At 67.4% G+C, this 26,528-nt stretch carries 25 protein-coding genes and 1 tRNA gene; 11 read left to right on the top strand and 15 right to left on the bottom strand.

The window, feature by feature from the left end; genetic code table 11:
• Positions 1-64: 64 nt before the first annotated feature.
• Positions 65-141: transfer RNA gene (locus tag GC106_RS18270), tRNA-Thr, on the top strand.
• Positions 142-546: 405 nt separating this feature from the next.
• Here GC106_RS18270 and GC106_RS18265 read toward each other — a convergent pair.
• The 4 genes from GC106_RS18265 to GC106_RS18250 form a co-directional block, all read right to left on the bottom strand.
• Entirely contained in the window at positions 547-1,167 is a 621-nt protein-coding gene (locus tag GC106_RS18265) for a TetR/AcrR family transcriptional regulator (protein WP_173131860.1), read from the bottom strand.
• 104 nt (positions 1,168-1,271) lie between these two features.
• On the bottom strand, positions 1,272-1,745 hold the full coding sequence (locus GC106_RS18260) for a nuclear transport factor 2 family protein (protein WP_173131857.1): 474 nt from the start codon (positions 1,743-1,745) through the stop codon (positions 1,272-1,274).
• A 513-nt stretch (positions 1,746-2,258) separates the two neighbouring features.
• Positions 2,259-3,020 carry an ABC transporter permease gene (locus GC106_RS18255; protein ID WP_173131854.1) on the bottom strand — a complete coding sequence of 254 codons (762 nt, stop codon included), beginning with the start codon at positions 3,018-3,020 and terminating at the stop codon, positions 2,259-2,261.
• Positions 3,020-3,916, bottom strand: a complete 897-nt coding sequence (locus GC106_RS18250; RefSeq protein WP_173131851.1) for an ABC transporter ATP-binding protein — start codon at positions 3,914-3,916, stop codon at positions 3,020-3,022. The genes GC106_RS18255 and GC106_RS18250 overlap by 1 nt, the downstream gene beginning before the upstream one ends.
• An 88-nt stretch (positions 3,917-4,004) precedes the next feature.
• Here GC106_RS18250 and GC106_RS18245 point away from each other — a divergent pair, with 88 nt between their 5' ends.
• The 3 genes from GC106_RS18245 to GC106_RS18235 all read left to right on the top strand — a co-directional run bounded on the left by GC106_RS18245 (position 4,005) and on the right by GC106_RS18235 (position 6,118).
• A complete protein-coding gene (locus GC106_RS18245) occupies positions 4,005-5,084 on the top strand; it encodes a histidine kinase (protein WP_173131848.1) in 1,080 nt (359 codons plus the stop codon).
• The gene (locus GC106_RS18240) at positions 5,084-5,722 is read left to right on the top strand and encodes a response regulator (protein ID WP_173131845.1); all 639 of its coding nucleotides are present in this window, start codon (positions 5,084-5,086) and stop codon (positions 5,720-5,722) included. The genes GC106_RS18245 and GC106_RS18240 overlap by 1 nt, the downstream gene beginning before the upstream one ends.
• Positions 5,723-5,797: 75 nt before the next feature.
• Positions 5,798-6,118 carry a hypothetical protein gene (locus GC106_RS18235; protein WP_173131842.1) on the top strand — a complete coding sequence of 107 codons (321 nt, stop codon included), beginning with the start codon at positions 5,798-5,800 and terminating at the stop codon, positions 6,116-6,118.
• An 11-nt stretch (positions 6,119-6,129) separates the two neighbouring features.
• Here GC106_RS18235 and GC106_RS18230 read toward each other — a convergent pair whose 3' ends face one another.
• From GC106_RS18230 to GC106_RS18205, 6 genes are all read right to left on the bottom strand, one after another.
• Positions 6,130-6,549, bottom strand: a complete 420-nt coding sequence (locus tag GC106_RS18230; protein WP_173131839.1) for a hypothetical protein — start codon at positions 6,547-6,549, stop codon at positions 6,130-6,132.
• 273 nt (positions 6,550-6,822) lie between these two features.
• Positions 6,823-7,833 carry a pectate lyase family protein gene (locus tag GC106_RS18225; RefSeq protein WP_173131836.1) on the bottom strand — a complete coding sequence of 337 codons (1,011 nt, stop codon included), beginning with the start codon at positions 7,831-7,833 and terminating at the stop codon, positions 6,823-6,825.
• A gap of 188 nt (positions 7,834-8,021) precedes the next feature.
• On the bottom strand, positions 8,022-10,211 hold the full coding sequence (locus tag GC106_RS18220) for a xanthine dehydrogenase family protein molybdopterin-binding subunit (RefSeq protein ID WP_173131833.1): 2,190 nt from the start codon (positions 10,209-10,211) through the stop codon (positions 8,022-8,024).
• A 2-nt stretch (positions 10,212-10,213) separates the two neighbouring features.
• Positions 10,214-10,675: a (2Fe-2S)-binding protein gene (locus GC106_RS18215; protein WP_173131830.1), complete on the bottom strand. Its 462-nt coding sequence runs from the start codon at positions 10,673-10,675 to the stop codon at positions 10,214-10,216.
• 51 nt (positions 10,676-10,726) lie between these two features.
• On the bottom strand, positions 10,727-11,989 hold the full coding sequence (locus GC106_RS18210) for a sensor histidine kinase (RefSeq protein WP_173131828.1): 1,263 nt from the start codon (positions 11,987-11,989) through the stop codon (positions 10,727-10,729).
• On the bottom strand, positions 11,986-12,678 hold the full coding sequence (locus tag GC106_RS18205; protein ID WP_173131825.1) for a response regulator transcription factor: 693 nt from the start codon (positions 12,676-12,678) through the stop codon (positions 11,986-11,988). The genes GC106_RS18210 and GC106_RS18205 overlap by 4 nt, the downstream gene beginning before the upstream one ends.
• A gap of 193 nt (positions 12,679-12,871) precedes the next feature.
• On the opposite strand from GC106_RS18205, the gene GC106_RS18200 reads away from it, so the two are divergent.
• The 3 genes from GC106_RS18200 to GC106_RS18190 all read left to right on the top strand — a co-directional run bounded on the left by GC106_RS18200 (position 12,872) and on the right by GC106_RS18190 (position 17,789).
• Complete coding sequence (locus tag GC106_RS18200) at positions 12,872-13,159, top strand: hypothetical protein (RefSeq protein WP_173131822.1); 288 nt, start codon at positions 12,872-12,874, stop codon at positions 13,157-13,159.
• A 176-nt stretch (positions 13,160-13,335) separates the two neighbouring features.
• Complete coding sequence (locus tag GC106_RS18195) at positions 13,336-17,256, top strand: discoidin domain-containing protein (RefSeq protein ID WP_173131819.1); 3,921 nt, start codon at positions 13,336-13,338, stop codon at positions 17,254-17,256.
• Between the two features lie 164 nt (positions 17,257-17,420).
• Positions 17,421-17,789, top strand: coding sequence for a hypothetical protein (locus GC106_RS18190; protein ID WP_173131816.1), 369 nt, complete (start codon positions 17,421-17,423; stop codon positions 17,787-17,789).
• Here GC106_RS18190 and GC106_RS18185 read toward each other — a convergent pair.
• From GC106_RS18185 to GC106_RS18175, 3 genes are all read right to left on the bottom strand, one after another.
• Positions 17,786-18,784: a serine hydrolase domain-containing protein gene (locus GC106_RS18185; protein WP_173131813.1), complete on the bottom strand. Its 999-nt coding sequence runs from the start codon at positions 18,782-18,784 to the stop codon at positions 17,786-17,788. The genes GC106_RS18190 and GC106_RS18185 overlap by 4 nt on opposite strands.
• A gap of 30 nt (positions 18,785-18,814) precedes the next feature.
• Positions 18,815-19,942, bottom strand: coding sequence for a GGDEF domain-containing protein (locus GC106_RS18180; protein WP_312872718.1), 1,128 nt, complete (start codon positions 19,940-19,942; stop codon positions 18,815-18,817).
• A gap of 263 nt (positions 19,943-20,205) precedes the next feature.
• Positions 20,206-21,438 (bottom strand): MFS transporter, encoded by a 1,233-nt coding sequence (locus GC106_RS18175; RefSeq protein WP_173131810.1) that lies wholly within the window; start codon positions 21,436-21,438, stop codon positions 20,206-20,208.
• Positions 21,439-21,714: 276 nt separating this feature from the next.
• On the opposite strand from GC106_RS18175, the gene GC106_RS18170 reads away from it, so the two are divergent.
• The 3 genes from GC106_RS18170 to GC106_RS18160 all read left to right on the top strand — a co-directional run bounded on the left by GC106_RS18170 (position 21,715) and on the right by GC106_RS18160 (position 24,495).
• Positions 21,715-22,716: a LysR family transcriptional regulator gene (locus GC106_RS18170; protein ID WP_173131807.1), complete on the top strand. Its 1,002-nt coding sequence runs from the start codon at positions 21,715-21,717 to the stop codon at positions 22,714-22,716.
• Positions 22,717-23,187: 471 nt separating this feature from the next.
• Entirely contained in the window at positions 23,188-24,042 is an 855-nt protein-coding gene (locus tag GC106_RS18165) for a hypothetical protein (RefSeq protein ID WP_173131805.1), read from the top strand.
• Positions 24,043-24,105: 63 nt separating this feature from the next.
• Positions 24,106-24,495, top strand: a complete 390-nt coding sequence (locus GC106_RS18160; protein WP_173131802.1) for an uL11 family ribosomal protein — start codon at positions 24,106-24,108, stop codon at positions 24,493-24,495.
• Here GC106_RS18160 and GC106_RS18155 read toward each other — a convergent pair whose 3' ends face one another.
• Both GC106_RS18155 and GC106_RS18150 read right to left on the bottom strand, forming a co-directional pair.
• A complete protein-coding gene (locus GC106_RS18155; RefSeq protein ID WP_173131799.1) occupies positions 24,496-24,636 on the bottom strand; it encodes a hypothetical protein in 141 nt (46 codons plus the stop codon).
• 37 nt (positions 24,637-24,673) lie between these two features.
• Positions 24,674-25,120, bottom strand: coding sequence for a DUF4442 domain-containing protein (locus GC106_RS18150; protein ID WP_173131797.1), 447 nt, complete (start codon positions 25,118-25,120; stop codon positions 24,674-24,676).
• 51 nt (positions 25,121-25,171) lie between these two features.
• On the opposite strand from GC106_RS18150, the gene glyA reads away from it, so the two are divergent.
• Positions 25,172-26,434: a serine hydroxymethyltransferase gene (gene glyA / locus GC106_RS18145; RefSeq protein WP_173131794.1), complete on the top strand. Its 1,263-nt coding sequence runs from the start codon at positions 25,172-25,174 to the stop codon at positions 26,432-26,434.
• The last annotated feature ends 94 nt before the right edge of the window (positions 26,435-26,528 follow it).

The following is a 26,528-nucleotide window of genomic DNA, read 5'->3' as shown; positions in this document are numbered from 1 at the left end:
GTGACTCACCCGGCCGGGTGGTCGTAAACCCGTCGACGAGGCCCGCTACACTTGTCCCGGACACGCCGCCTTAGCTCAGTCGGCCAGAGCGACGCACTCGTAATGCGTAGGTCAAGGGTTCGATTCCCTTAGGCGGCTCCATGCTTGACCAGCGAAAACGCCCGGACACCGAACACGGTTGCCGGGCGTTCGTCTCATTTCCCGTCTCAGCCGGCTCTGTCGACATCCCCTGCGAGACAGCGGTCCGGCGGTTTCAGGGGACACACGTCCACAGAGGGGTAAATCACCTAACCCGCTGACTTTGCGCAGCTCACGGTCAGTACCGCCAGGTCGATCATGACTTTGGTCAGAGGCGGGGCAGGCTTGCGATCCACACCCACACTGGTCGCGATCTCACTCTGCGACCTTCCCGCATCCGTGGGTGTCACATACACCGTGTTCGCGGCCGGGCCGCACGTCGGAAGTCCACAGTGGCCACCCATCCGGGGTGGAACCTAACGGTGCTGTCCCACAACCGCTGTGGACGGTCGGCCCGCCCCGGAGCCATCAACTTTGCTGGTCCAGGCGGTGGGCCAGAGACGCGAGGACGATCTCCCGCGCCGCGTTGACCGTGGCCGCGAAGGTGGCCGGGGCCCGGCCGATGCGTTCAGCGCCCGCGCGCATGACACCGGACAGCAGCTCCACCGCGAGGTGCACGTCGCCGACGTCGCGGAACTCTCCGCGCGCGATGCCGTCCCGGACGACGTTCTCCACCTCGACCACGATCGCGTGGAGCGGGCTGTCCGGCCCCTTCGGCACCTCGGCGACCGGCAGGCCGGGGCTCGGCCGGAACATCAGCTGCAGGACCTGGTCCGTGAACGCCTCCAGGACCGCCTCGACGATCTCTCGCATCCGCTCCGCGGCCGGGTCCGCGGACCGCGCGGCGATCGCCGCCACACGCTCGACCACGGGCCGGCCTGCCTGCTCGGTCAGCGCCCGGACCAGCGCGCTTTTGTCGCGGGCGTAGTTGTACAGCGTGTTGCGCGCGAGTCCCGCCCTGGCCGCGATGTGACCCATGTTGATCGAGTCGTAGTCGCGTTCGAGCAACAACTGCCGCATCGCCTCGACGAGGTCGGCCCACACCATCTCGTGGTGCTCCTCGATGCTGGCTCCCCGGATCCGCGGCATCCGATCATCCTCTCCTCATCGCGGCTTCTCTCTCGCGCCCTGGGTCTGCCTACCGCCCCGCACGGCGCAGCACGGTGCCCACGCACGCGTTGTCGGGTTTGTCTCTAGCGTGCCTGCTCGGCGGCCAGGGCAACGCTTGATAGATGTGGGTTCTCCTGGTAGGTCGAGGTGAGCTTTACGCGGTTGAGGCGCCAGCCGTCCGCCGTCCGGACCGCCTCGTTGTCGTAAAAGCCGACCACCAGCCAGTAATTGGGGCCATCGTTGGCGAGCTCGCTCGGGAGCCAGTGTTCGGCACGGACATGCGCGTGGATCGTCGCGCTGTCGCCATCGATATCGATGACGTGGCCGGTGATGGCATGGTGGGTTGCTGTGTAGAACGCAAAGGCGTTGCGGATGGTCTCGACGTAATCGCCGAGTGGCACGGTCATTGGCGGAATGTCGGCGACAGACCCGAAGTCGAGCGTCAGCGGGTCGGTGAAGACGAGGCCGGGCAGCTCGGTGAACTCCTTCAGGTCCGCTATGTCGGCGTAGCGGCCAAGCAGTTCGATGAGATCGGCGCGATCGCTGAGCGCAGTCATGAGAAACCTCTCCATTCACTACGGCGACGTCAGGGCGTTCGCTCTGCCGTGCTCGGGGTAGCGCTGGTCGCGAGGCTCCCGGTGCCCGTCCATGAGCAGGCAGCCCGCCCCTTTATGCGACAACCTGTCGCAAAGATTACGACGGGTTGTCGCATAAAGCAAGGCGTGAGGGTGCGTGTGACGCCGTTCCCTGTGATGACATCACCGGCAACCGGGTACGTGGTTCGCCACCCGAGCATGGGGCGGCGTGCTTAACGGCTCCACCAATAACCAGAACCTTCCCGGCATGCCGGGAAGGCCCAGAGTTTGAGGGTTGGGTTGCAGTTCGCACCCGTACGGCGCTCAGCGGTCCGGCTCGCGGTCGGGGCAGTAAGCCAACGTGGCGGTTATCCGTTCGTTGATCTCCATGTCGTCGGCCAAGTCGATCATTTCGGCGCACACCGCTGGTGGAATCCGCATATCGTCCTCTGCCAGCAGCGTCCCGCTTCACCGGCCCGGTACGGGTACCGCGGGTCAGGCGTCGCGGTGGCGCAGTGACACGTAACCGCCGGCCAGTGCGGCGGCCACCCAGGCGAGCATGATCAGGAACGCCGTGCCCGGCCCGAAGTCCACCTCGCCGAGGAAGAACCGTCCGGTGTCGAGCTGCATCATCGCCGCGCCGGCCTGGTCGGGCAGGTACTGGGTCACCGACCGGATCGCCGGCAGGCTCGCCAGGCCCTGCGAGTTCAGGAACAGCAGCGGGATCAGGATGCCCAACGACAGCGCCGAGCTGCGCAGGATCATGGCGACCCCGGTCGCGAACACGCACATCATCGTCAGGTAGGCGCACTCGCCCAGCACCGCCCGCAGTATCCCCGGATCGGTGAGGGACACGGCGTGCTCGCCGAGCGACGCCTGCGTGGCGAAGAACGTGCCGAACGCGACCACTACCGACAGCACGCCCGCGACCCCGGTCGCCACCAACGCCTTCGCCGCGAGGAACGCGCCCCGGCGCGGTACGGCCGCCAGCGACGCGCGGATCGTGCCGGTCGTGTACTCCGCACTCGCCAGCAACACCCCGAACACCACCAGGGCGACCTGCCCGAGAAGCGGCGGGTAGAAGCTGATCTGCGCGATGGTGGCCTGCTGGTCGGCCGTCATCTCGTCGTAGTTGTTGGCCATCTGGACACCCAGCAGCAGGCCGAGCCCGACGCTGAGGACGGCGGTCGTGAACAGGCTCCACCAGGTGGAGCGGACGGTGCGGGCCTTGGTCCACTCGGCCAGAACGAGGTTCATCACCGGTACTCCACCGCCTCACCGGTCATGCGCACGAACGCCTCCTCCAGTGACGCGGACTGTCGGGCGACCTCGTGCACCACCACACCGTGGGCGGCGACCAGCTCACCGATGCGCGCCGGGTCGGCGCCGTGGGCGGCCAGTGCACCGTCGTCCGTGTCAGTCACACGTATTCCTTCCGCCGCCAGCACGGCACGGAGCCGGTCACGTTCCGGGGTGGCGATTCGTAGATATGACTGGGTGTTCTCGGCGATGAACCGCTCGACCGAGGTGTCGGCGAGGAGCCGGCCGCGGCCGATCACGACCAGGTGCTCGGCGGTCAACGCCATCTCGCTCATCAGGTGGCTCGACACGAACACCGTTCGCCCCTCGGCGGCCAGGCCCTTCATGAGGTTGCGCAGCCAGACGATGCCTTCCGGGTCCAGGCCGTTGACCGGCTCGTCGAACAGCAGCACCGGCGGATCACCCAGCAGCGCGGCGGCCAAGCCGAGCCGCTGGTGCATGCCGAGCGAAAACCCGCTGACCCGCTTGCCTGCCACGCCGGCCAACCCGACCTGATCGAGCACCTCGTCCACCCGCGAGGCCGGGATCCGGTTGGTTTGCGCGAGCCAGCTCAGGTGGTCACGGCAGCGGCGGCCGCCGTGTGCCGACCGCGCCTCCAGCAAGGCACCCACCCGCCGTAGTGGCTCGGTGAACGTCCGGTACGGCCGGCCGTCGATCAACACCCGGCCCGCGTCCGGCCGGTCCAGGCCGAGCATCATCCGCATGGTCGTCGACTTGCCGGCACCGTTGGGCCCGAGGAAACCGGTCACCCGACCCGGCTCGACCGTGAACGTCAGGTCGTCGACCGCGACCGTACGGCCGTATCGCTTGGTGAGTCCTGCCACTTCGATCACGCCGCAACGCTAGACAGCCGGGCCCGGCGGGCACTGTCGTCGAAAGTCGTCTGTACTGTCAACGAAAGTCGCCCCGTAATCTGCTGTCATGGGCCGATATGTCGCCACTGCCGCCGTCGTCGTAGCCAACGTCGCGGTGGTCGTCGCCACCGAACACGCGAGCCAGGGGTGGTTCGGGCTGCTGATCCTGGCGGGGTACGGGGTGCTGGCGTGGACCGCCTACCTCACCGGGCGCACCCTGCCGTCGCGGACTGACCTCGCGGTCGTTGTCGGTACTGCCTTCGCATTGGGCGCACTGCAGGTGACGTTCACGCCCGCCGGTGTGCTGCAGCAGATGTCGGGATTCGTGGTGTTCGTGGTGCTGCCGCTGGTGGTCGGCCGCTATCTCGCCCAGCACCGCAGGCTCATGCGCACGCTGGAGGCGCACAACCGGCAGCTGCGTACCGAACGGGCGCTGCTGGCCGAGCGGGAACAGCTGCGGGAGCGGCTGCGGATCGCCCGGGACATGCACGACTCGCTGGGCCGGCGGCTCAGCCTGGTGTCCGTGCAGGCGGCGGCGCTGGAGGTCACCGACCTGCCACCGGAGCGGAAGGCGGCCGTCACCGCGCTCGCCAGCAGCGCCCGCGATGCGGTCACTGAGCTGTACCAGCTGATCGGTTCCCTGCGGGGCGCCGCGGACGAGACGCCAGGCGCGGAACAGATCCCGGCGCTCGTCGAGGAGTTCCGGACCGCCGGGGTGGCGGTGGTGACCGGCGGAGCGGCCGGGGAGTTGCCGCTGGCAGTGTCGCGGGCCGCGTACCGGGTCGTTGAGGAAGGGCTGACCAACGCGGCCAAGCACGCCGCTGGCCAACCCGTTGCTATTCAGCTGACCCGCGAAACGGACGCACTGGTGGTGACCGTGACAAACCCAGTAGCCGCGACCACGGTGCGCGGCGGTGGCTTTGGCCTCGCCGGGTTGGCGGAACGGGCCGGCGCCGCGGGAGGTTTCGTCGACCACCGCGTGGTGGACGGTGAGTTCCGGCTCGTGGCGATGCTGCCGACCACGCCCCCGGACCTGCCGCCGGAACCGCGGTCGCGCAGAAGCCAGATCGCGATACTGGGCGCGGCGACCGCGGTGCTGCTGTTCTTGCTGCTGCCTGCCGGTCTCGTCATCGGAGTGAGCGGCTGATGGTCCGGGTCGTGGTCGCCGACGACGAACCGCTGATCACCGCGGGCATCCGGACCGTGCTCGAGTCCGCCGACGACATCGAGGTCGTGGCCACCGTGGCCGACGGCGGCGCGGCCGTCGCTGAGGCGGTGCGGCACCGACCGGACGTGGTCCTGCTCGACATCACCATGCCGGTGCTCGACGGCCTCGGCGCGCTCGGTGAACTGCGGCGGCAGGCACCGGATGTGCGGGCGGTGATGCTGACGTCGTTCGGCACCGAATCCAATGTGCTGCAGGCCCTACAGGACGGCGCGGCCGGGTTCGTGCTCAAGCACTGCGCACCGGACGAGCTGATCCGCGCGGTCCGCGCCGCGCACAACGGCGACGCGTACCTCTCCGCCGAAGTCACCCGGCTCGTGCTCGGCATGGTCACCCCGGTGGCGGGCCGCCGGCAGCAGGCCGCGGCCAGGCTGGCAGTGCTCAGCCCTCGGGAGAGCGAGATCGCCGCCCTGGTCGCCGAAGGCCTGTCCAACGCGGACATCGGCCGCCGCGTCCACATGAGCGAACCTACGATCAAGACGTACGTGAGCCGCCTGCTGACGAAGCTGAACTGTGCGAACCGCGTCGAGGTCGCGCTGCTGGTCCGCGACGCCCGCTAGGACGAAACTCATCCCGCGCACTCTCGCACCACGTTTGCGAAGAAAGTAAAGATTCTCACCACAATCCCTAAAGGTATGAGCAAGAATCTTTTCGACGATTTTACGACAGGCGAGGAGCTCGACCAGCTGTACGCGTATCTGGCCGAAGAGAAGGAACGTCATGGCTGGACGCCACGGATTACGATCGCCGACTGGATGAAAATCGGACCAGGTCATGCCATCCTGGTCGAGCCGGACGGTCGCGCCATCGCATCGCCGGTGTGGTCGGAACCCGACTGCTTGGAGCCGTTCGGCAATCTGTGCGAAAGTTCAGTGACCGAGTTGTGGAATCAGTTTCCCTACAAAGAGAACCACATGAACAAGTATCTCGAGCGGACGATGATGACGATCGACTGAACCAGCTGAAGTTAGAACTGCCGCTCGTCGAGGAAGTCAATCTTGCTCTTTATGGCATGGGCGACATCGACGTCGAATATTTGGGCGAGCAGCATGGTGCAGACCATGACGTCGGCAAGCTCACCGGCCAGCGTCTCGTCGGTGTAGCGGCTGACCTTGTCCGCGCGGCAATAGCGAATGGCGCCGAGAACCTCGGCGTGAAGTTCGCCAACCTCTTCGCCTAGTTTGGCTGTCTGTGCCAGCGCGAACATGTCGCGATCGGCTGTGCTGTCAAGACCGAAGTTTGCCGCCAGGCGCTTGGTCTGTTGACTCGCCCACGTTGAAAATTCTTGTAGGCTAAGGTCGCCACGACGTTCTTGAGCATTCACGGTGTCGCGCTCCAGCGGTCGGTCCAGACTGGGAGTGTTGAGCTGCGCACGGTAGCTTGGCACCGCTGTGGAGCGCTACGTGGACAACACGCCGTGCGGATGTGGACAGATCCAGAAAGCTTGACAGCCGCATGTGGACAACGACAGGCGGCTGGGACGATTTGTCCAGCTCAAGCCTGTGGATGCCGCGAAACGCCTGTGGGCAACACGACGTCGGTTTTTCGTAGGCGCCTCGCTGCAGTACGCAGCCCGGCGTGATCATGTTCGAGGAGCATGACGTCACTCCAGCGCGGCCCGATTAGCAAGTGTGCTGAGCCGCATTAAAGTCTGCCATCTTCAGATCTTGCCGGTGCCGGCGCCAGCCGGTACGACCGTGGGAACCTCGGCTGCGCGGTGCGGGGTGTACGGGTAGAAGGTCCGCGGTTCGACGACGGAACCTCGCGTCTCGATCTCGTGGTTGCACTCCACGAGAATGTTGTCCCTGGCCACCATCCGGCCCAGGTCGCCGCTGAAGTCGACCCGGCCGGGGTTGTTGACGCTGAAGAAGTAGTTGCCCTCCAGCACGATGCCCGCGTTCATCGTCGAGGCCACGCCGTAGCTGTTGTCCCGGTAGTAGTTGTTGTAGACGTGCACCGGTGAGCCGAAGCGGACTCGGGGGTTGCGCTGGTCGGAACCGTCGAAGTAGTTGTGGTGATAGGTCACTCGCAGGCGACCGATGTCCTGCGCGCCGTTGTCGTCGTCGTGGCCGAGCAGCATGGTTTTGTCATGGTCGTGGAATCGGTTCCACGACACGGTGACGAAGTCGGAGCCACGCTTGATGTCGACGGCGCCGTCATCGCCGTTGGCGAAGGTGTTGTGGTCGATCCAGATGTGGTGGGAGAACATCTGGACGTTGATCAGATCGTCGGTGGCGCCGGTCATCGTGAGGTTGCGGATGATGACGTTGTGCACGGTGTCCGGCGGAGGGGACGTGATCCGGTCATTGGCCGGCAGACCGATGTTCAGGCCGCCGCCGACGAGCGTCGCGTCGGTGCCGAGGCCGATGATCGTCTTGTGGGACTTGACGTTGTGCATCCCGTCGCTGGTGCCTGTCGGGAGCGTGATCGTGCCGCGCACTTGGACGACAAGAGGTTCGGGGCGTGCGATGTAGTCGAGGAACTGCGCAGTCGTTGTCGCTGTGACAGTCGAGCCACCGGCGCCGCCTGTTGTTCCGTTCTGGCCAAGGGCGTTCACGGAGGCGAAACCGTCCGCGACGGCTTGCAGGGCACCAGCTTGTGATGGTCCGAGTACGACCGCACTCGATGAAAGCGCTATCACCAGGGTTGTCCTGACCAAACGTGTCCACATAGGAGTTCCTTCCAGCGTGCCGGGCCTCGCCAGTCGGAAAACGCTTTCCGAGTTCACCGTAGGCTGTTGTATCCGGCGTGTCAACGTTCGTCGGACGGTCCGAATAGGACAGCCGTGAGCTCCACGGTTCGACGGACCGCGCTGGCGAACGAGTGGCCAGCGCGGTCGTTGGTCAGCGACGACGGGAATCAGCCGGCTGAGAACGGCAGCCGGCGAACCCTACGGCCGGTCGCCGCGAACAACGCGTTGGCCACGGCGGGTGCGACGGTGGCGACCGCCACCTGGCCAACTCCTTTCGGCGGCGCCGAGGAAGGCATGATGTGTACTTCCACCTTGGGCATCTGGTCCATCCGGAGCACCCGGTAGTCGTGGAAGCCGGACTGCTGCACGACACCGCGGTCGAGGGTGATCGCCCCGTCCAGCATGATGCTCAGCCCCCAGGCCACGCTGCCCTCGATCTGCGAGCGCACGATGTCCGGGTTCACCGCGATCCCGCAGTCGACCGCGCAGACCACCCGGTCCACCCGGAACGTCTCCCGGTGCGCGGTCACCTCGGCGACCATCGCCACCGAGGTCAGGAAGCCGTAGTGCACGGCGAGTCCGCGGCCCCGGCCACGCCCGAGCCGGCTGCCCCACCCGGCCCGCCGGGCCGCCAGTTCCAGTGTCCGGCGCTGCCGGGGGAACTCGGCGAACACCGTCGGCCGGTCCGCTTCCGCGATCGACAGGATCTCGATCTGCTTGGTGTTCGGGTCGCGGGACATCAACTGCCGGCGCAGCGCGAGCGGGTCGCGGCCGGTCCGTGCGGCCACGTCGTCGAGCATGGTCTCAACCGAGTACACGGTGTGCGCCCCGGCGGTCCCTCGCAGCGTGTTGATCGGCACACCGGTTTGCGTGGTGTGCAGGTCCACCAAGATGTTCGGGATGTCGTACGGAATGTTCCCCGCGCCGTCCACCGAGACCCAGTCGACGCCGTTGACCGGTTCCCACGGGAAGATCGACTGGCCGACGATGCGGTGGTGCCAGGCGGTGATGTCGCCACGGCGGTCCAGCCCGACCGTCATCCGGTGGACGTACATCGGCCGGTAGAAGCTGTGCCGCAGGTCGTCCTCGCGGGTCCAGACCAGTTTGACCGGCGCGCTGCCGCCGATGGCCCGCAGAATCTCGACCGCCTCCAGGGTTGTGCCGTCCTTACGGCCGAAGGAGCCGCCCGCGTACACCGAGTGCACGGTGACCTGCTCGCGGGTGAGCCCGAGGAGTTCCGCCGCGCCCTCCTGCGCGCCCTGGACTGATCCCTCGCCGGTCCAGACCTCGACGCCGTCCCGGGTGCGGCGTACGGCCACGGCCACGGGTTCCAGCGGGGCGTGGGCCAGGTACGGGTACTCGAAGTCGGCGGTGATGGTGTGCGCCGCGCCCGCCAATGCCCGTTCGGCGTCGCCGTCCTTGCGGGCGATGTCGCCGCGCCGGTCCAACAGCGCCCGGTACTCCGTAACCAGATCGGTGGTGCTTCTGGTCTCCGCGCCCGTGTCGTCCCACCGGACGTCGAGCGCGTCACGGCCCTTCTTGGCCGCCCAGAACGTGTCGGCCACGACCGCGATCCCGGTCGGGATCTGGACGACGTGCCGCACGCCGGGCACGCGCAGGGCCGCCGCGCGGTCGACCGATGCCACCCTGCCGCCGAACCGGGGTGAGCGGGCGACCAGCGCGGTCAGCATCCCGGGCTGCGTGACGTCGATGGCGAACCGGGCACTGCCGTCCAGTTTGGACGGAGTGTCGAGCCGGTGCACGCCCTGCGTGCCGATCAGCCGGAACCGGCCGATGTCCTTGAGCGGCACGTCCGTGGGCACCGGCTGCGTCGCCGCCGCCCCGGCCAGCTCGCCGAACGTGGCCTTCCGTCCGGTTCGCGAATGGCGCACCACACCCTGGTCGACGGTGATCTCGGCGGCCGGCACATTCCACCGCTGCGCCGCGGCGGCGACGAGCATGGCGCGGCCGGTGGCCCCGGCCCGCCGGTACTGCTCCCACGAGTTGCGGACGCTGTTGCTGCCCGCCGTAACCTGCGCCTCGAAGATGAGGTTCGCGTAGAGGTCCGGGTCCGCCGGTGCCGGCACGACCCGCACCTGGCCCCAGTCGGCGTCGAGCTCCTCGGCGATCATCATCGCCAGCGTGGTGTGGATGCCCTGGCCCCACTCGACGTGCTTGGCGACGACCGTCACCTCGTTCTCCGGGCTGATCCGGAGAAAAGCGTTGGGGGCGAGCGGTTCGGACCGGCCGGCGGCGCGACCGCGCTCGGGGACGTACAGGCCGATGACCAGGCCGGTGGTGGCGACGGCCGCGCCTCTGAGGATCGAGCGACGGCCGAGCAGCGGGGTCTCCGGCATGGCTATCGCTCCAGTTTCCTGGCAGCCAGGTGGACCGCGGCGCGAATCCGGTCATAGATGCCGCAGCGGCAGATGTTGCCGCGCAGGGCATCGTCGATGTCCTTGTCGGTGCAATGGGGTTTGCGCCGCAGCAGTGCGATCGCGGCGACGATCATGCCCGGCTGGCAGTACCCGCACTCGGCTGCGTCCAGCTCGAGCCACGCCCGCCGGACCGCCTCGGCGACCGGGCCGTCAACTCCCTCGATGGTGGTCACCGGCTGCCTGCCGACGTCGCCGACGGGGACCGAGCAGGACTGCACCGGTTTCCCGTCGAGCTGGACGGTGCACGCGCCGCACACGCCGGCGCCGCATCCGAACTTGGTTCCGGTGAGCCCCAACTGCTCCCGGATCACCCACAGCAGCGGCGTTTCCGGGTCCGTCTCGACCCGTCGCCGCTGATCGTTCACCGTCAGTCTCAGCGTCATGCGCCCATGGAAGCAACGACACCCGAAGATCGGCCGAAAGCGCGTCCAGGGTCAGTGCGTCCGGACGGGGGAGAGGGGCAGCGGGTTGTCCCCCGGCGGGCGGGCTGTGCGTTCCGCACCGCGCTCGGTGGCGCCGTGGTCGGGTAGCCAGAGCACGAACGTGCTGCCGACGTCCTCGGTGGAGTGCACGGCGACCAGCCCGTCGTGGCTCTCCACGATCTGCCGCACGATCGCCAGCCCCAGTCCGGCCTGCCCGAACCGTTTGCCTGCGTCGGCAGGGGATTCGGCGACCTGCCGGGCGGCGGTGAAGAACCGGTCGAAGATCTGTTCCAGGTCCCCGGCCGGGATGCCCGGGCCCTGGTCACGTACGGCGATCCACGCCCACCCGTCCCTGCTGCCGACGGCCACGGTGATCTCGCTGCCGCGTGGGGCGAGCCGGACCGCGTTGGACAGCAGGTTGTCCACCGCGCGCCGCAACGCGTGCGGGTCGCCCGCGACCACCGGGCCCGGGGACAGCCGCCGGTCGAGTCCCAGATCCCGCTCGGCGGCCAGCAGCGCGTACTCGTCGGCCGCCTCGATGCCGATCACGGCCAGGTCGACTTCGACGTCCACGAACGCGGGCGAGCCTCGCCGGGCCGAGGAGAGCAGGTCCTCGACCAACTGGGTCATCCGGCTCACCGCCCGGCCCACCAGCGCGGCCGCCGTCGCCCGCGCGGCCGGTGTGGTGTCGTCCATCGCCAGCACGGCGTCCACATTGGCTTGGATCACCGCGAGCGGGTTACGCAGCTCATGCGAGGCATCGTCGACCAGTTGCCGCTGGGCGGCGAACGCCGCCTCCAACCGGCCGAGCATGCCGTCGATCGTCTCGGCCAGTTCGCGCAACTCGTCGCGCGGGCCGTCGAGGTCGATCCGCCGGGACAGGTCGGTCGCCGAGATGTCCCGCGCGGTCGAGGTGATCCGCCGGACCGGCCGCAGTGCGCGGCCGGCCAGCCACCAGCCGACGACCAGGCTCGCGACGAACAGCACGACCATCGCCTGCAATGACAGGTCACGCAGGATGCCGAGCGTCTTGTGGTTCGCGGCGGCCTCGACCGCCGCCATGTCCGACGCGTCGAACCGGGCGCCCTCGGTGACCGTCCAGTTGCCCTGGTCGTCCTTGGCCATCTTCGGCGAGGACTCCAGCGGCCCGGCCTCCAGCACCGACGACAACACCAGGTACAGGCCGGTCACCACGAGCGCGGTCAGTCCGAACAGGACGGACGAATAGGTGGCCGCGAGCCGGAAGCGGATGGTCCGTGCCCACGCGGTCGTCACGTGTCCGCCCGCAGCCGGTACCCACGGCCGATCACGGTGTCGATCGGCGACTGTCCGGCCTCGGCGGTGAGCTTGCGGCGCAACGTGCCCACGGTGACCCGCACCGTCTCGGTGAACGGATCGGCGTTCTCGTCCCACACGTGCTCAAGCAACTCCTCGGTGGAGATCACGTGGCCCGGCCGGGACATCAGGTAGCGCAGCACGCCGAACTCCTTGAGCGTCAACGACAACGTCCGGCCACCGCGCGTGGCGAGATGCCGGGCGGAATCCAGGGTGATGTCACCGACCTGCAGCACCGTCGAGCCGTTGCTGACGTTGCGACGCATCAGCGCACGCACCCTGGCCAGCAGTTCGGCGAGCGCGAACGGTTTGGTCAGGTAGTCGTCGGCGCCGAAGTCCAGGCCGCGTACCCGGTCGGCCAGCCCGGAACGCGCGGTCAGCATGAGGATGCGCAGGTCAGTACCCGGCGCCAGGTCGAATTCGCCACCGCGGACCGCGCGGCACAGCGACAGCCCGTCGCTGTCCGGCAACATGATGTCCAGGATCATCAGGTCATAACCGGTCACCGCGAGTTTCTCGGTCGCCTCGGCCACTGTCCGGGCCGCGTCGACGGCGTAGCCGGCTCTGGTCAACCCGGCACGCAAGGCATTCACCAAGCCTTCTTCGTCCTCAACCACCAGCACCCGCACGACCACACTTTACGGCTGTCGCGGCCTTCACTGGCTGGCTTGCACCGGACGGTCAGGCGAACAACAGTGTGTACGAGGTATCCGTCCCGCGTTATCACACTTCGGAAATATCAAGGTCAAGAGCCTTGCGGCCGGTCGTTCGCTCGGGGAGCATGCAGCGGTTCACCAACGCGGGCGGACGTCCGGAGGACGCATGCGCAAGATCGAATTCGCCGAATTGGGCAGCGGTCCTGTCGCGGACGGCAACGGGGTGCGAATCACCGGACGCTGTTACAAGGGCCCGGTCCGGGTCGGGGACTTCTTCACCGAGGCCCGTGGGGGCGGCGGCAAACACGACATCGCGCTGAAGGTCAGCGCCATCGTGTACCACGGCGAGTTCCTCGCCGAGATGGTCAAGGGGCAGAGCGCGGACATCGTGCTGGCCGGTCACGGCTTCGAGCGGGTCACCTCGGGCGTGCGCCTGCGCGGCCTGATGCCCTGATCCGTCCGCGTTCCCTTCTCCCTCTGCTAACTGGCCATTGACGTGGCCGTAGCGCATCTGTAACGCTTGGACTCCGCTCCGCAAGAAAACGACAGACAACCGAAAATCCGTCATTTTCGATCGGAAGATCCAACCTTCTCGTTGCCCCCTGCCCCCGGACGAGAGGTCAGCCCGGTATGACCAGATCCCGGCTGTTAGCCGCACTCATCACCACAAGCCTCGGCCTGATCGGCGTGACAACCCCTGCCGCCGCGACCCCGAGCACCGACATCAGCAGCATCAGCGACGGTGACCAGAGCTCGTACTGGCAGAGCGACGGCGCCCCCGCGCAGATCGACCTCGGCCGGCCGAAGAGCATCTCCGGCGTCGTGCTCAAACTGCCCGCCAAGTGGGAGACGCGGACGCAGCACCTGTCCGTGCAGGGCAGCTACGACGGCGTCGGGTTCTCCACCATCGTCGCGGCCAGGGACTACAAGTTCGAACCCCGCGAGAACAACACCGTCCAGATTCCCTTCGGTGCCACGGTGACACGCTACGTCCGCGTGGACTTCGCCGGTGCCGGGGGCGCGCTCGCCGAGATCGAGACGACGCCCACGATCCTGGCAGGCCCGAACCTGGCGCTGGGCAAGACGATCACCGCCAGCGGCTCAGCCGGTGGTTACGGCCCTGGCAACAGCAACGACTCGAACCAGAACACCTACTGGGAAAGCACGAACAACGCGTTCCCGCAGTGGTTGCAGGTCGATCTGGGCGCGTCGGTCAGCACGACGCAGATCGTGCTGAAGTTGCCGGTGGCCAACTGGGGCGCCCGCACACAGACCCTGACCGTCCAGGGCAGCGCCAACGGGAGCACGTTCTCCGACATCGTGGCGTCGGCCGGTTACCAGTTCAACCCGGCCACCAACAACACCGTCACGATCAACTACAACGCGACGACCCAACGGTATCTGCGGCTGAACGTCAGCGGGAACACCGGCTGGCCCGCGGCACAGGTCGCCGAGTTCGAGGTCTACGGCCCGGACACCGGCGACAGCCAGCCGCCGACGGCGCCGGGCAACCTGCGGTTCACGCAGCCGGGGTCCGGCCAGATCAACCTCGCCTGGAACGCGGCGACCGACAACGTCGGCGTCACCGGATATGACGTCTACGCCAACAACGTCCTGCGCACCAGCGTGACCGGACTGTCCTACACGGACAACCAGCCCGACAGCGCCACGGTCACGTACTTCGTGCGTGCCAAGGACGCGGCGGGCAACCAGTCGCCGAACAGCAACAGTGTCACGCGTACGGGAACCGGCAACGGAGGCACGAACCTCGCGGCCGGCAAGCCGATCACCGCGTCCTCGACCGTGCACACGTTCGTTGCCGCCAACGCCAACGACAATGACGTGAACACGTACTGGGAAGGCGCGGGCGGCTCGTACCCGAACACCCTGACCGTGCAGCTCGGTTCCAATGTGGACACCAGCTCGGTGGTCGTCCGGCTCAACCCGGCCACGATCTGGGGCCCGCGCACGCAGACCATCCAGGTCCTCGGCCGTGAGCAGAGCGCGTCCGGGCTCACCAGCCTCGTCCCGGCGACGACGTACGACTTCGACCCCGCGACAGGCAATTCCGTGACCATTCCGGTCTCGGCCCGCGTGGCCGACGTCCAGTTGCGGTTCACCGCGAACTCCGGCGCGCCTGCCGGACAGGCGGCGGAGTTCCAGGTCATCGGTGCCGCCGCGCCGAACCCCGACCTGACGATCACGGCGTCCTCGTGGTCGCCCTCGGCGCCGGTGGAGTCCGACACGATCACCGCCAGCGCGACGGTCCATAACGCCGGTGCGGTCGCGGCCGGTGCCACGGATCTGAACTTCTACCTGGGCACGACGAAGGTCGGCACCGCGCAGGTCGGCACGCTGGCAGCCGGCGCGCAGACCACGGTCTCGGCGAACATCGGTGCCCAGACGGCCGGTTCGTACCAGTTGATCGCCAAGGTCGACGAGCCGAACAAGGTCGTCGAACAGAGCGAAGCGAACAACACGTTCACCAACGCGAGCTCGCTCGTGGTCAACCCGGTCGCCACCTCCGACCTGATCGCCTCGCCGGTCAGCTGGACGCCGGACAACCCGTCGGCCGGCAACGCCGTGAGTTTCTCGGTCGCCATCAAGAACCAGGGCAGCATCGCGTCGGCGAGCGGCGCGCACAACGTCACCCTGCAGGTGGCGAACGCGGACACGGGCGCCGTTGTCGCCAACCTCAGTGGCGCGCACAACGGCGTGATCGCTGCTGGGGCCACGACGGCGCCCGTGGCCCTCGGTACGTGGACCGCGGCCAACGGCCGGTACACGATCCGGACCGTGATCGCCAACGACGGCAACGAACTGCCCGTCAAGCAAGGGAACAACACCACCACGCAAACCCTGTTCGTGGGTCGCGGCGCCAACATGCCTTACGACCACTACGAAGCCGAGACCGGTGTGCTCGGCGGCGGCGCGGCGGTCGTCGGTCCGAACAGGACGATCGGGGACCTCGCCGGTGAGGCGTCCGGGCGGCGTGCGGTGACGTTGACCAGCACCGGAGCTTCGGTCGAGTTCACCAACCGGCAGCCGACCAACACGCTGGTCACCCGCTTCTCCATCCCGGACGCGCCGGGCGGCGGCGGGATCAACGCCACGTTGGACATCTTCGTCAACGGCACGTACCACAAGGCGATCGACCTGACCTCGCGCTACTCGTGGGTGTACGGCAACGAAGCCAGCCCGGGCAACAGCCCCGGCGCCGGCGGCCCGCGCCACATCTACGACGAGGCCAGCGTCCTGCTCAACACGACCGTGCCCGCGGGCAGCAAGATCCGGTTGCAGAAGAGCGCGTCCAACACGAGCACGTACGCGATCGACTTCGTGGACTTCGAGCAGGTGACGGAGACGCCGAACCCGGACCCGGCCAAGTTCACCGTGCCCGCCGGTTTCACCCACCAGGACGTGCAGAACGCGCTGGACCGGGTCCGGATGGACACCACCGGCACCCTGGCCGGTGTCTACCTGCCGAGGGGTGACTACCAGACCGGCAGCAAGTTCCAGGTGTACGGCAAGCCCGTGCAGGTCGTCGGCGCCGGGCCGTGGTTCTCGCGGTTCCTCGCCCCGGCCGGCCAGGAAGGCACCGACATCGGGTTCCGGATCGAGACGTCGGCCGGTGCGTCGAAGTTCTCCGGGTTCGCCTACTTCGGCAACTACGTCAACCGGATCGACGGGCCGGGCAAGGTCTTCGACGCCAACGGCGTCACCGGCCTGACGATCGACAACGTCTGGACCGAGCACATGGTGTGCCTGTTCTGGGGCGCGAACGTGCAGAACATCTCGATCACCAACTCGCGCATCCGCAACATGTGGGCCGACGGCGTCAACATGACCAACGGCAGCAAGAACAACCGCATCAGCAACGTCGACGCCCGGTCCACCGGTGACGACAGCTTCGCGCTGTTCGCCGCGACCGACGCGGGCGGAAGCGGGCAGAGCGGCAACGTGTACGAGAACCTGTCCTCCACAACGACTTGGCGTGCCGCGGGCCTCGCCGTGTACGGCGGCCAGAACAACACGTTCCGCAACCTGTACATCGCGGACACGTTGACGTACTCCGGTGTCACCATCAGCTCGCTGGACTTCGGCTACCCGATGGAGGGCTTCGGGCCGGGGGTGACGTCGTTCCAGAACATCTCGCTGGTCCGGGCAGGCGGGCACTTCTGGGGCGCGCAGACCTTCGGCGCGATCTGGATGTTCTCCGCCAGCAAGGTCTACCGCGGCATCAGGGTGTCCGATGTGGACATAGTGGACCCGACGTACAGCGGGATCATGTTCCAGACGAAGTACAACGGCAGCCAGCCGGAGAACCCGATCACCGACTCGGTGCTGACGAACGTCTCGATCAGCGGCGCCCGCCTCTCCGGTGACCAGTTCGAGGCCAAGTCCGGTTTCGGACTGTGGGCCAACGAGATGCCCGAACCCGGCCAGGGTCCGGCGGTCGGCTCGGTGACGTTCGACAACCTGAGGTTCGCCAACAACCATCAGGACATCAAGAACACCACAACCACATTCACCATCGTCATCAACAACTAGGGAAGTAGTGCTCCGGGGCCGTACCGCCATCGACGGTACGGCCCCGGTTCCATGTCGTCCGATGATCCACTCGCAAGCCCCGCATGACCAGTGCCAATGGGGGCTTGACGGGGGCGGGCTGGTGCGCAGACTGGGGAGGCAGGACGGGGTGAGGGGGTACGAGGATGCCGGTGTCCTCGGTGGTGCGCAAACGGTGCCGGGAGCTGTTACCCGACGGCGAGTCGATCAGGTACCTGTTCCCCGCGAGTTCGGTGGCGGCCATGGCGGAGTATCTGATCGTCGTCACCGACAACACAGTCATGGTGTTGGGGTGCCGGTGGTTCAGTCGTCACAGACCTTCGGCCGTACTGGCGACATATCCGCGGCGGACCAAGCTGGGACCCGTGGAGTTGTACGGTTCATTGTCGCCAACGGTGACGTTGGGGCCGTTGTTGCTGGAGATCGACGAGGAGTACGTGTCGGTCGTGCGGGCGGCGGACGCGGAGATCCTCACGCCCGACTACCTGCCACCTGACCCGCTTCCCGATCTCTAGTCCAGGATTTCCGAAAGACGCCGGGCGATCGGCCATGCGCCTTCCGCGTCGTTCGAGATGACTGTGTACGTCAGGCCCGATTCCGGGTTGTGGGTACTGCGGAATGACACGCCGACGTCGTAGCCTTCGAGCATCACCGTGTTCTTTCCGGCGGGCAGCCAGAATCCGAGTCCGTAGCGCAGATCCTGCTCCGGGTAGTCGCTGCGCGGACGGGTCATCAACTCGACCTGATCGGGCGGGACGATCGCCCCTTCGTGCAGCGCCGGCCAGAACCGGGTGAAATCCGGCGCGGTCGAGTAGATCCCGCCGTCGCCGGTTCCACGGATCGGCAGGTGGAACACGTTGGTCCGGCACACCCCGTCGATGTGGACGTACCCCAGTGCGGTGCGCGGGCCGGGTTCGTCCGCGCGCAGGAACTCCGTCGATGTCATGCCTGCCGGGACGCAGACACGTTCACGGACAAGCGTGTGGAACGGTGTCCCGCTGGTGCGTTCCGCGATCAGCGCGAGCACGACATAACCGCCGTTGTTGTACTTGAAGTCGGTGCCTGGAATGAACTCCTGCGGATGACCGTCGAGCACCGCCACGTACTGTTCGGTGTCAAGCAGTTCGTGGTGCGGCGCCGGCAGCAGATAGTCCGAGATGTCGCCGTGGGTGTTCTCGTCGTAGTAATCCCCGATGCCGGATCGGTGCCCCAGCAGATGTTCGACGGTCACCGCGTCGTCGATCAGCGGCAGATCCGCACCGAGGACCGACCGTGCGGTTGTCGACAATTCCAGGACGCCGTCGGCTATCAGGCTCATCACCGTGAGTGCGGTCAACCCCTTGGTGCCGCTGGCGATGCCGAACCTGGTGTCGAGCGTGTTCGGGATCTCGAGGCCGCGGTGTGCGTATCCGTAGGCCTTGGCGAATTCGACCGCACCACGGCGATCCACCGACACGACTCCGGTGAATCCGGTCTCCCCGGCGATCCGCTCGACTTCTTCGGCGACCACCTTTCAAGCGTATTCGGCCGGGCCAGCGGTTTACGTCGAGAGCGTGACGACCTGGTTGCGGCCGTTGGACTTGGCGGTGTACACGGCCGAGTCTGCGGTGAGCATCAACTGCTCGAGGGTGGTGCCGCTGGTCGGGTAGATGGCCACGCCGATCGAGGCACTGAGTTTGGTGATGAGCGTTTCGCCGTTCTCGGTCGGCGCGAGCACTTCGAGTTCGGTCACGCGCCTGCGGAGCCGTTCCGCGGTGGCCACGACATCGGCCGGCGACGAATCGGGGATCAGCACCGCGAACTCCTCGCCGCCGAACCGGCCGGCCGAGTCGTAGTCACGCAGTTCGTCCTTCAGCATTCGGGCTATCGCCTTCAGCACTTCGTCGCCTGCCAAATGGCCGTACGTGTCGTTGACCCGTTTGAAGTAATCGAGGTCGACCATCATCACACCGAAACACGAATTCTGCCGGGCGGCGCGGGACAGCTCGTTCTTGGCGGCCTCGTGCCATGCCGTCGCGTTGAGCAGACCGGTCTTCTGGTCGGTGATCGCCAGTTCTTCCAGTTGCTTGACCAGCACCGCGCGGTGCAGCACCAGTAACGGCGGCAGGATCAGCACGATCAGGTACGGCACGTTGTCCAGGGCGAGCGCGGCGAGCGCGCCCAGGCACAGCGTCGCGATCTCCAGCCCGAAGTCGGCCCACGAGATCATCACGTGGCTGGGCCTGCCGTGCAGCGAGGCGGCGATGGCCACCAGGACGTTGTTGACGACCAGGAACACCAGCGTCGCCACGGCGATGATGATCGGTGTCGTCGTCGCGCCGGACCAGTTGCTGCTCTGCTGCAGCATCCTGCCCGCCGCGTACACACCCGCGGCCGCGTAGGCGCTCAGCATGATCATCGATGTGGAGAACACCACGCGGTGCACCGGCCGCGTGCCCATCTTGCGTTGGATCCGCAGCCACAAATGGCCGTACACGATGATGACCAGCAGCCCGGACAGGCTGTACGGCAGCAGCAGGACACCGGCGAACACCCAGACCGACGTCATGTTCACGTGCGGTGCGTTGGTGATGAGCCGCCGGACCTGCTCGATCTTGCGGCTCGCCTCGGCCTGGATCAGCGCCAGCACGCACAGGACGGCGAACTCCCACCAGTGTTTTGTGACCACGTCGTCACGGAAAGCGAAAAACACTGTCAGCGCGGCTACGGCGAGTTCGATCGTGAGGAAAAATCTGACGAGCGCACGCGGCTGCCGCCACAGCGACCACTTGCGTGGATGGGTGCCGCGGCTATTCGGCTTTGTCGGCCCGCTCAAAGTTCCTCCCCGCTCAACCACTGGAACGCGGATGTCTTCAAGCTACACTCTGACTTGCCGAATCGATGCACGTGAAAGAGGTACCGGCCATGCGCGGTGTCGAGTACTGAATTCCCTCACCCACCGTGAGCGGGTTGTGGAGCGGTGGTGGCCCGATTCCAGGCCACCGCCGCCGGAATCGCGATCAGGGCGCCCAGCGCGCCCGCGATGGCGACGGTCTGGGCCACGCCGACGTAGTCCGCCAGAATCCCGGCGAGCAACACGCCGACGCCTTGCGCTGTCAGCACTCCTGAGTTGAGCAGGCCCATCACCTGCGCGCGGCTGTCCGGCGGCGTCGACGTGCCGAACGAGGCGCCGACGAGAACCTGGTAGCCGGTGAAAACCCCGCTGACGAACAGGATCGCCAGCGCGGCCCACAGCCCGGGACGCAGCGCGCACAGCACCAGCGTCGCGCCGGCGAGCGCCGCCATCGGTCCCACGAGCCGTAGCCGCGTCTCGGCGGGCACGTACTTGGTGATCAGCCATGCGCCGACGACCAGACCGGCAGCGGGAGCGCCCATGACGAGGCCGACCGTCTTGGTCGTCTCACCCATCTCCGCCACCCACGCGGCCGCCAGCCCCTCCGGACCGATGTACAGGCCGGCGAGCATGCCGAGCACGAACAACGCGGGCAGGCCCGGGATGCTCCCGATCACCCGGGCGCCGTGCATCGACGAAGACCAGAACGGCCGCCGGGTCTTCGACTGCTGCGGCGCCGGCCGATAGGGCACGCCGAAGCGCAGGAGCAGCGCGGACGCGAGGAACGTGAGCGCGTCGACGGCGAGGGCGACGTACGGGTTGATCAGCGCGACCACCACACCGCCCACGGCGAAGCCGAGCAGCTGCGCGGTCTGGATGGTGATGCTCCGGATCGCCAGCCCGGCGACGTACGCCTCGCCACTGAGCACTTCGGGCAGCAACGCCAGCCGTGCGGACCTGAACGGACCGCCGACGAGCGCCACACCGGCCATGGCTATGCAGACCACGGTCAGATACGTCCCCGGGAACGCCATGATGATGACGAGCGACGCGGAGACGATGTCACAGACGATCATGACCTCGCGCCGGGGGAAGCGGTCGGCCAATCCGGACAGCAACGCCGAGCCCAGCAACGACGGTGTGTAACTGAGGGCGATGGTGAGCGCGGCCAGCGCGGCGGAGTTCGTCCGCGAGTAGACCAGGACGGCGAGGGCGACGCGGGCCAGTTGGTCGCCGAGCTGGGAGAGCGCTTCAGCCGCCCACAGCGCGCGGAACTCGCGTACGCCGAAGGCCGCCCTGAAGCCAGAACGCTGCTGCGCCAACTGCCCCATGCTCCCCCGTCACCGGCTGCTTGTCATGTCGACACCCAATGTAGGTGCCGACGGTCACTAAGCCAATACCGCTCGGAATCAGTGGTTCACGCGCGTGGTGTATGTGAACACATACGGTGATCGACAGCGGCACCGGGTCGGTCTGGCGTCGACCCGGTGCCCACCTCCCTGTGGAGTGGTTCTCTCGCTGTCGCCGACGGGGCAACGGACCGGATATCGAAATGTTGGCGCCAGGTACTAGCTCCGGCTCATCCGAAAGGGGTATCAAGAACACTTATGGCTGAGTTGGAGCTACGCCACCTCCGAGCGGTCTGCGCCATCGCCGAAGAAGGCAGTGTGACGAAGGCCGCGGCGCGGCTCGGACTCACCCAGCCCGCCCTGAGCGCGCAGCTGAGGTCGGTCGAGCGCTTGGTCGGCGGTCAGCTGTTCGAGCGGACCCCGGCGGGCAGCGTGCCCACGGACCTCGGGCGGTACGTGGTCCGCTCGGCACACATCGTCCTGGACGACCTGTCCCAGCTGTTGTCGTCCGCCCGCGAACGCGCCAGCGTCCCGTCGCAGGGACCGCTCGTCGCCGCGGCCATGCCGATGCTCTGGGTCAGTCAGCTCGTCGACGAACTGCGTGCCCGCTTCCGCTGTACCGAGGTGCGTACCGAGATCGACTGGTCATGGCAGACGCTGCTGGACATGCTCGTGTCCAAACGCGCCAACCTCGCGGTGTTCGACTACTTCGAAGGCGTCGACCGCAGGCATCTGAGTGGCATCGAGGTCCGGACGCTGCTGCACGAGCCGCAGTTCGTGGCGGTGTCGGCCGAGAGCTCGCTCGCCGCGTACGACGTCGTGCCGCTCGCCGAGTTGGAGGCGTACGACTGGGTCGCGTTGCCGCCGGAGTACGACAGCGCCCGGATGCAGCTGCACACCGCATGCGCCGCCTTGGGATTCACGCCTCGGATCACCCACCACGTCATCGAGACCGGGAACGCCAGGGCGCTGGTGGCCAACGGGGCGGTGTCCCTGGCTTCGCCGGCGTCGCGGAACTGGGACGGGATCGCGATCCGGCCCCTGCTGGGGGACCCGATCTCGATCCGGATCATGGTCGCCACGCGGACCGACGGGTTGGTCGCCGGCCGGGCGCATGAGGCGTTCGCTTGTGCGGCGCATGCCTATCGGGCTGTGGTGGACCGGAATCCGCACTTCACGAAGTGGTGGGCCGAGCATCCCGAGGCCCACGTGGAGCTCGACGCCGCGTTGCGGCTGGCCCGGCCGAGCTCACCGCAGTAGCCCGCGGCTGGGTTCGCGCGCGGCTGTAGCCCGCGGCTGGGTTCGCGCGCGGCTGTAGCCCGCGGCTGGGTTCGCGCGCGGCTGTAGCCCGCGGCTGGGTTCGCGCGCGGCTGTAGCCCGCGGCTGGGTTCGCGCGCCGCGCTTACCGTCGTCCGCGCAGGTCAGACACGGCGCGCGCCGGTTTTGTCGGACCCCTCCGGTAGCGTTGAAATCAGGGGTTCCCCCAGAGGAATTGTCGGTGCGGTGGGGGCTGCCCGGGTGTGTGGCGGGGGCCGGGCGATGGTTGGCTCGGGATCCGGTTCAGCGGCTGGGGTTCGAGGTGATCCGTCCTTGGCGGACGGTGCTTCCGGGGCGAAGACGCCGGGGAGCCTGGAAGTTGTTCATCTCGCGTTCGGACGCTGGCCGATAAAACGTGAATATGGTTCATGTGGCGGCTTCCGGAAGGTCGTTCACGCCAGGTATGCACAGCGCATGCGCAGAGTTGCCAGTGTTGCCGCTGTCACCGCGATCGCGGCCGTGACCATGTCCCTGCTCCCAGCCGTCGCGCAGGCCGCGTCGCCGGTGGGACCGTGGAACCCGATCGGTTCCGATCGGGCTCGCCCGCTCGACGAAAGCCAGGGCCTCGCCACCATCGTCCGTCCGAACCAGACGATCATCCGCTACACCGGGGTCGGCACCATCCCGGTGGGAGTGTCCTCAAGAGGGTGGAACCACGTCGGGGACCCGGGCGCGGGCCATGGCTACTACGTCGAGCCCTACCAGCGCGACGACCGCGGCGCCAAGCTGTTCCGCGTCCAGGCGCCGGACAACTCGTGGTCGGAGTACCAGCACGCGCTGGAGTCGTGGGAAGCCAACAACAACTCGTTCTCGGCGGTGTCGCCGGACGGGCGGTGGATGGTCGCGGGTGAGTGGGGCACGATGAGCCGCCTGCTCGTGCACCCGATGCCGGGAATCGCGTTCACGACGCCGAGCCAGAACCTGCCGCTGGCCGGGCAGATCCGGCTGGACAGGCCGGTGCGGGACATCCAGGGCTGCGACTTCACGTCCGCGACGCAGTTGCTGTGTGCGTCGGACGATCCCGACGGGACGCTGTTCGGCATCAGGAAACCGTTGCTGCAGGTGGATCTCGCCGGTCCGTTGAACGGCAGTGACGTCGCGGGCCGGGTGACCGCGCTCGGGCAGTTGCCGCTGGAGAGCGGGTGCAGCGGTGATTTCGAGGTCGAAGGCATCGACTACGACGAACGGGACGGCACACTGCGGGTGGTCGTGCTGTCGCCCAGCGTCTGCCTGTTGTTCGACAGCAAGACGTGGCGGTTCCGTAAATAGTTTTGACTCTCCAGCCACCGGAAACTTTAGCGTCGCTCGCCGTCGGAGAAAGGACGGCGAGCGATGCCACCCAAGAAAACGGCCCACCAGGTCACCATGGAGCTTCCCGCAGGTGAGGCGCCGGTTGCCGAGCTGGGCAAGATGCTCGGCATGACCGGGGTCAACCTGGTCGCGCTGAAAAAGGAATACGACTCGGCCACCGCGGCCCAGCGCGGCGAAATCGTGCCCGCGGTGATCACGATCTTCGAGGATCGCAGCTTCGCGCTGAAACTCAAGACGCCGCCGACGTCGTTCCTGATCAAGCAGGCGGTCAACGGCGACCGGACGATCAGCCGTGATCAGTTGCGCTCGATCGCGCAACGCAAACTGCCGGACCTGAACACGACCGACATCGAGGCGGCGATGCGCACGATCGAAGGCACCGCGCGGTCGATGGGCGTGCGGGTCGGGTGATCAGCGGGGTTGCCGGGGCGAGTTCGCCTCGGCGGCCTCCCTGAGGATCGTGGCGAGATCACGGACCTCGACGCACTTCTCGTCGTTCTTCGCCCGCTCACGCCAGTCACGGATGTCCAGGCAGTCGCCGAAGTCGTTCATCTTCCCAGAATAGAACGCGGACACCGGAAAAAACCGGTCAGCGATTCGGGCGCAGCGTCCAGGTCACGGTCACCTCGGCGGTCGGCACGTCCTCCGCGTTGCGGATGGTGACGTGCACCGGGAACTCCGGACGAGTGCCGTTGTCCAGTTCGGCGACGATCTCCTCAGCCGGGCGGCCCAGCACGGCCTCGGCGGTCAGGTCGCCCATCGCGACCTTCTTGTAGTCGATCTCCGAACGCTTGACCAGCGGCGTCGCCCTGGCCAGCTGCTCGCTGAACGACGCCAGCACGACCGCGCCGGAGGCCGTCTCGGCCAGGCCGAACGCGACGGCCGCGTGCGCGCCGCCGACGTGGTTGTGGTTCGCCGGATCGTCCGGGAGGACCGTGACCACGCGGGTCGCGGTGACCTCCTTGAACTCGATCCCCGCGGTCCGCACCCAGGGCACGGTGCTCTTCATGGCTTCGCCGAGCGTGCTCAAGTCCATGGCGTCGATACTACTCACCGGTAACATCGGCGGGCGATAGGATTCGGAACCGTGCATCAGCCCGCGATTACCGACCTCGCCGCCGCGGACCCCGAGATCGCGGGTCTCGTCGAAGCGGAAGCCAAGCGTCAGTACGAGAAGATCCGGCTCATCGCGTCGGAGAACTACGTGTCCACCGCGGTCCTCGAAGCGACCGGCACGGTGTTGACCAACAAGTACTCCGAGGGATACGCCGGCAAGCGGTACTACGAGGGTCAGCAGCTCGTCGACCCGATCGAGACCCTCGCCATCGAGCGCGCCAAGTCGGTGTTCGGCGTCGACCACGCCAACGTGCAGCCGTACTCCGGTTCGCCCGCCAACCTCGCCGTCTACCTCGCGTTCCTCCAGCCCGGCGAGACCGTCATGGGTATGGCGTTGCCCGCGGGCGGTCACCTCACGCACGGTTGGAACGTCTCCGCGACCGGCAAGTGGTTCCGCAGTGTCGCCTACGGCGTGCGTAAGGACACCGGCCAGGTCGACCTCGACGAGGTCCGTGAGCTGGCGCTGGCCGAACGACCCAAGTTGATCTTCTGCGGTGGTACCGCGATCCCGCGCACCATCGACTACCCGGGCTTCGCGGAGATCGCCCGGGAAGTCGGGGCCGTCCTGGTCGCCGACATCGCGCACATCGCCGGCCTGATCGCCGGTGGGGCGCACCCGTCGCCGGTCGGGCACGCGCCGGTCATCTCGACCACCACGCACAAGACCCTCCGCGGCCCGCGTGGCGCCATGCTGATGTCGGACGCCGAGCACGCGAAGGCGTTGGACAAGGCCGTCTTCCCGGGACTGCAGGGCGGTCCGCACAACCACACCACCGCGGCCATCGCCGTCGCGTTGGGCGAGGCCGCCAAGCCGGAGTTCTCGTCGTACGCGCACGCCATCGTCGCCAACGCCAAGGCGCTGGCCGGGGCGCTGGCCGAGCGTGGCTTCGACCTGGTGTCAGGTGGTACGGACAACCACCTGATCCTGATCGACCTGACCAACAAGGGCATCGCGGGCAAGCCGGCCGCCAAGGCGCTGGACCGGGCGGGCATCGAGCTGAACTACAACACGGTCCCGTTCGACCCGCGCAAGCCGTTCGACCCCTCCGGCCTGCGGCTCGGCACCGCCGCGATCACCACCCGGGGCCTGGGCACCGAGCAGATGCCGAAGATCGCCGAGTGGATCGACCAGGTCGTCCAGGCCGAGAACGCCGGTGACGAGGCCACGATCGAGCGCATCGCGGGCGAGATCCGTGAGCTGCTCGCCGCTTACCCGATGCCGGGCTGGCGTTGACGTACGTCGGCTGACGTACGTCAGAGGCCGCGCCACGACGGATTCCCGCTGCACCGGGCCCTCGTGAGTGTTTATCGGTGTTAGAACACGGATA

It is taken from the genome of Kibdelosporangium persicum, assembly GCF_013280595.1.
Lineage (GTDB): Bacteria > Actinomycetota > Actinomycetes > Mycobacteriales > Pseudonocardiaceae > Kibdelosporangium > Kibdelosporangium persicum.
The sequence above is the reverse complement of the archived record's forward strand: the minus strand, read 5'-3'. Positions and strand labels throughout refer to the sequence as shown.

What these genes read in the sequence shown, in the direction of transcription:
- GC106_RS18265 (WP_173131860.1), bottom strand. Translation starts at nt 1,167, where the DNA reads ATGCCGCGGATCCGGGGAGCCAGCATCGAGGAGCACCACGAGATGGTG.
- GC106_RS18260 (WP_173131857.1), bottom strand. Translation starts at nt 1,745, where the DNA reads ATGACTGCGCTCAGCGATCGCGCCGATCTCATCGAACTGCTTGGCCGC.
- GC106_RS18255 (WP_173131854.1), bottom strand. Translation starts at nt 3,020, where the DNA reads ATGAACCTCGTTCTGGCCGAGTGGACCAAGGCCCGCACCGTCCGCTCC.
- GC106_RS18245 (WP_173131848.1), top strand. Translation starts at nt 4,005, where the DNA reads ATGGGCCGATATGTCGCCACTGCCGCCGTCGTCGTAGCCAACGTCGCG.
- GC106_RS18240 (WP_173131845.1), top strand. Translation starts at nt 5,084, where the DNA reads ATGGTCCGGGTCGTGGTCGCCGACGACGAACCGCTGATCACCGCGGGC.
- GC106_RS18235 (WP_173131842.1), top strand. Translation starts at nt 5,798, where the DNA reads ATGAGCAAGAATCTTTTCGACGATTTTACGACAGGCGAGGAGCTCGAC.
- GC106_RS18225 (WP_173131836.1), bottom strand. Translation starts at nt 7,833, where the DNA reads ATGTGGACACGTTTGGTCAGGACAACCCTGGTGATAGCGCTTTCATCG.
- GC106_RS18220 (WP_173131833.1), bottom strand. Translation starts at nt 10,211, where the DNA reads ATGCCGGAGACCCCGCTGCTCGGCCGTCGCTCGATCCTCAGAGGCGCG.
- GC106_RS18215 (WP_173131830.1), bottom strand. Translation starts at nt 10,675, where the DNA reads ATGACGCTGAGACTGACGGTGAACGATCAGCGGCGACGGGTCGAGACG.
- GC106_RS18200 (WP_173131822.1), top strand. Translation starts at nt 12,872, where the DNA reads ATGCGCAAGATCGAATTCGCCGAATTGGGCAGCGGTCCTGTCGCGGAC.
- GC106_RS18195 (WP_173131819.1), top strand. Translation starts at nt 13,336, where the DNA reads ATGACCAGATCCCGGCTGTTAGCCGCACTCATCACCACAAGCCTCGGC.
- GC106_RS18190 (WP_173131816.1), top strand. Translation starts at nt 17,421, where the DNA reads ATGCCGGTGTCCTCGGTGGTGCGCAAACGGTGCCGGGAGCTGTTACCC.
- GC106_RS18175 (WP_173131810.1), bottom strand. Translation starts at nt 21,438, where the DNA reads ATGGGGCAGTTGGCGCAGCAGCGTTCTGGCTTCAGGGCGGCCTTCGGC.
- GC106_RS18170 (WP_173131807.1), top strand. Translation starts at nt 21,715, where the DNA reads ATGGCTGAGTTGGAGCTACGCCACCTCCGAGCGGTCTGCGCCATCGCC.
- GC106_RS18165 (WP_173131805.1), top strand. Translation starts at nt 23,188, where the DNA reads ATGCGCAGAGTTGCCAGTGTTGCCGCTGTCACCGCGATCGCGGCCGTG.
- GC106_RS18160 (WP_173131802.1), top strand. Translation starts at nt 24,106, where the DNA reads ATGCCACCCAAGAAAACGGCCCACCAGGTCACCATGGAGCTTCCCGCA.
- GC106_RS18155 (WP_173131799.1), bottom strand. Translation starts at nt 24,636, where the DNA reads ATGAACGACTTCGGCGACTGCCTGGACATCCGTGACTGGCGTGAGCGG.
- GC106_RS18150 (WP_173131797.1), bottom strand. Translation starts at nt 25,120, where the DNA reads ATGGACTTGAGCACGCTCGGCGAAGCCATGAAGAGCACCGTGCCCTGG.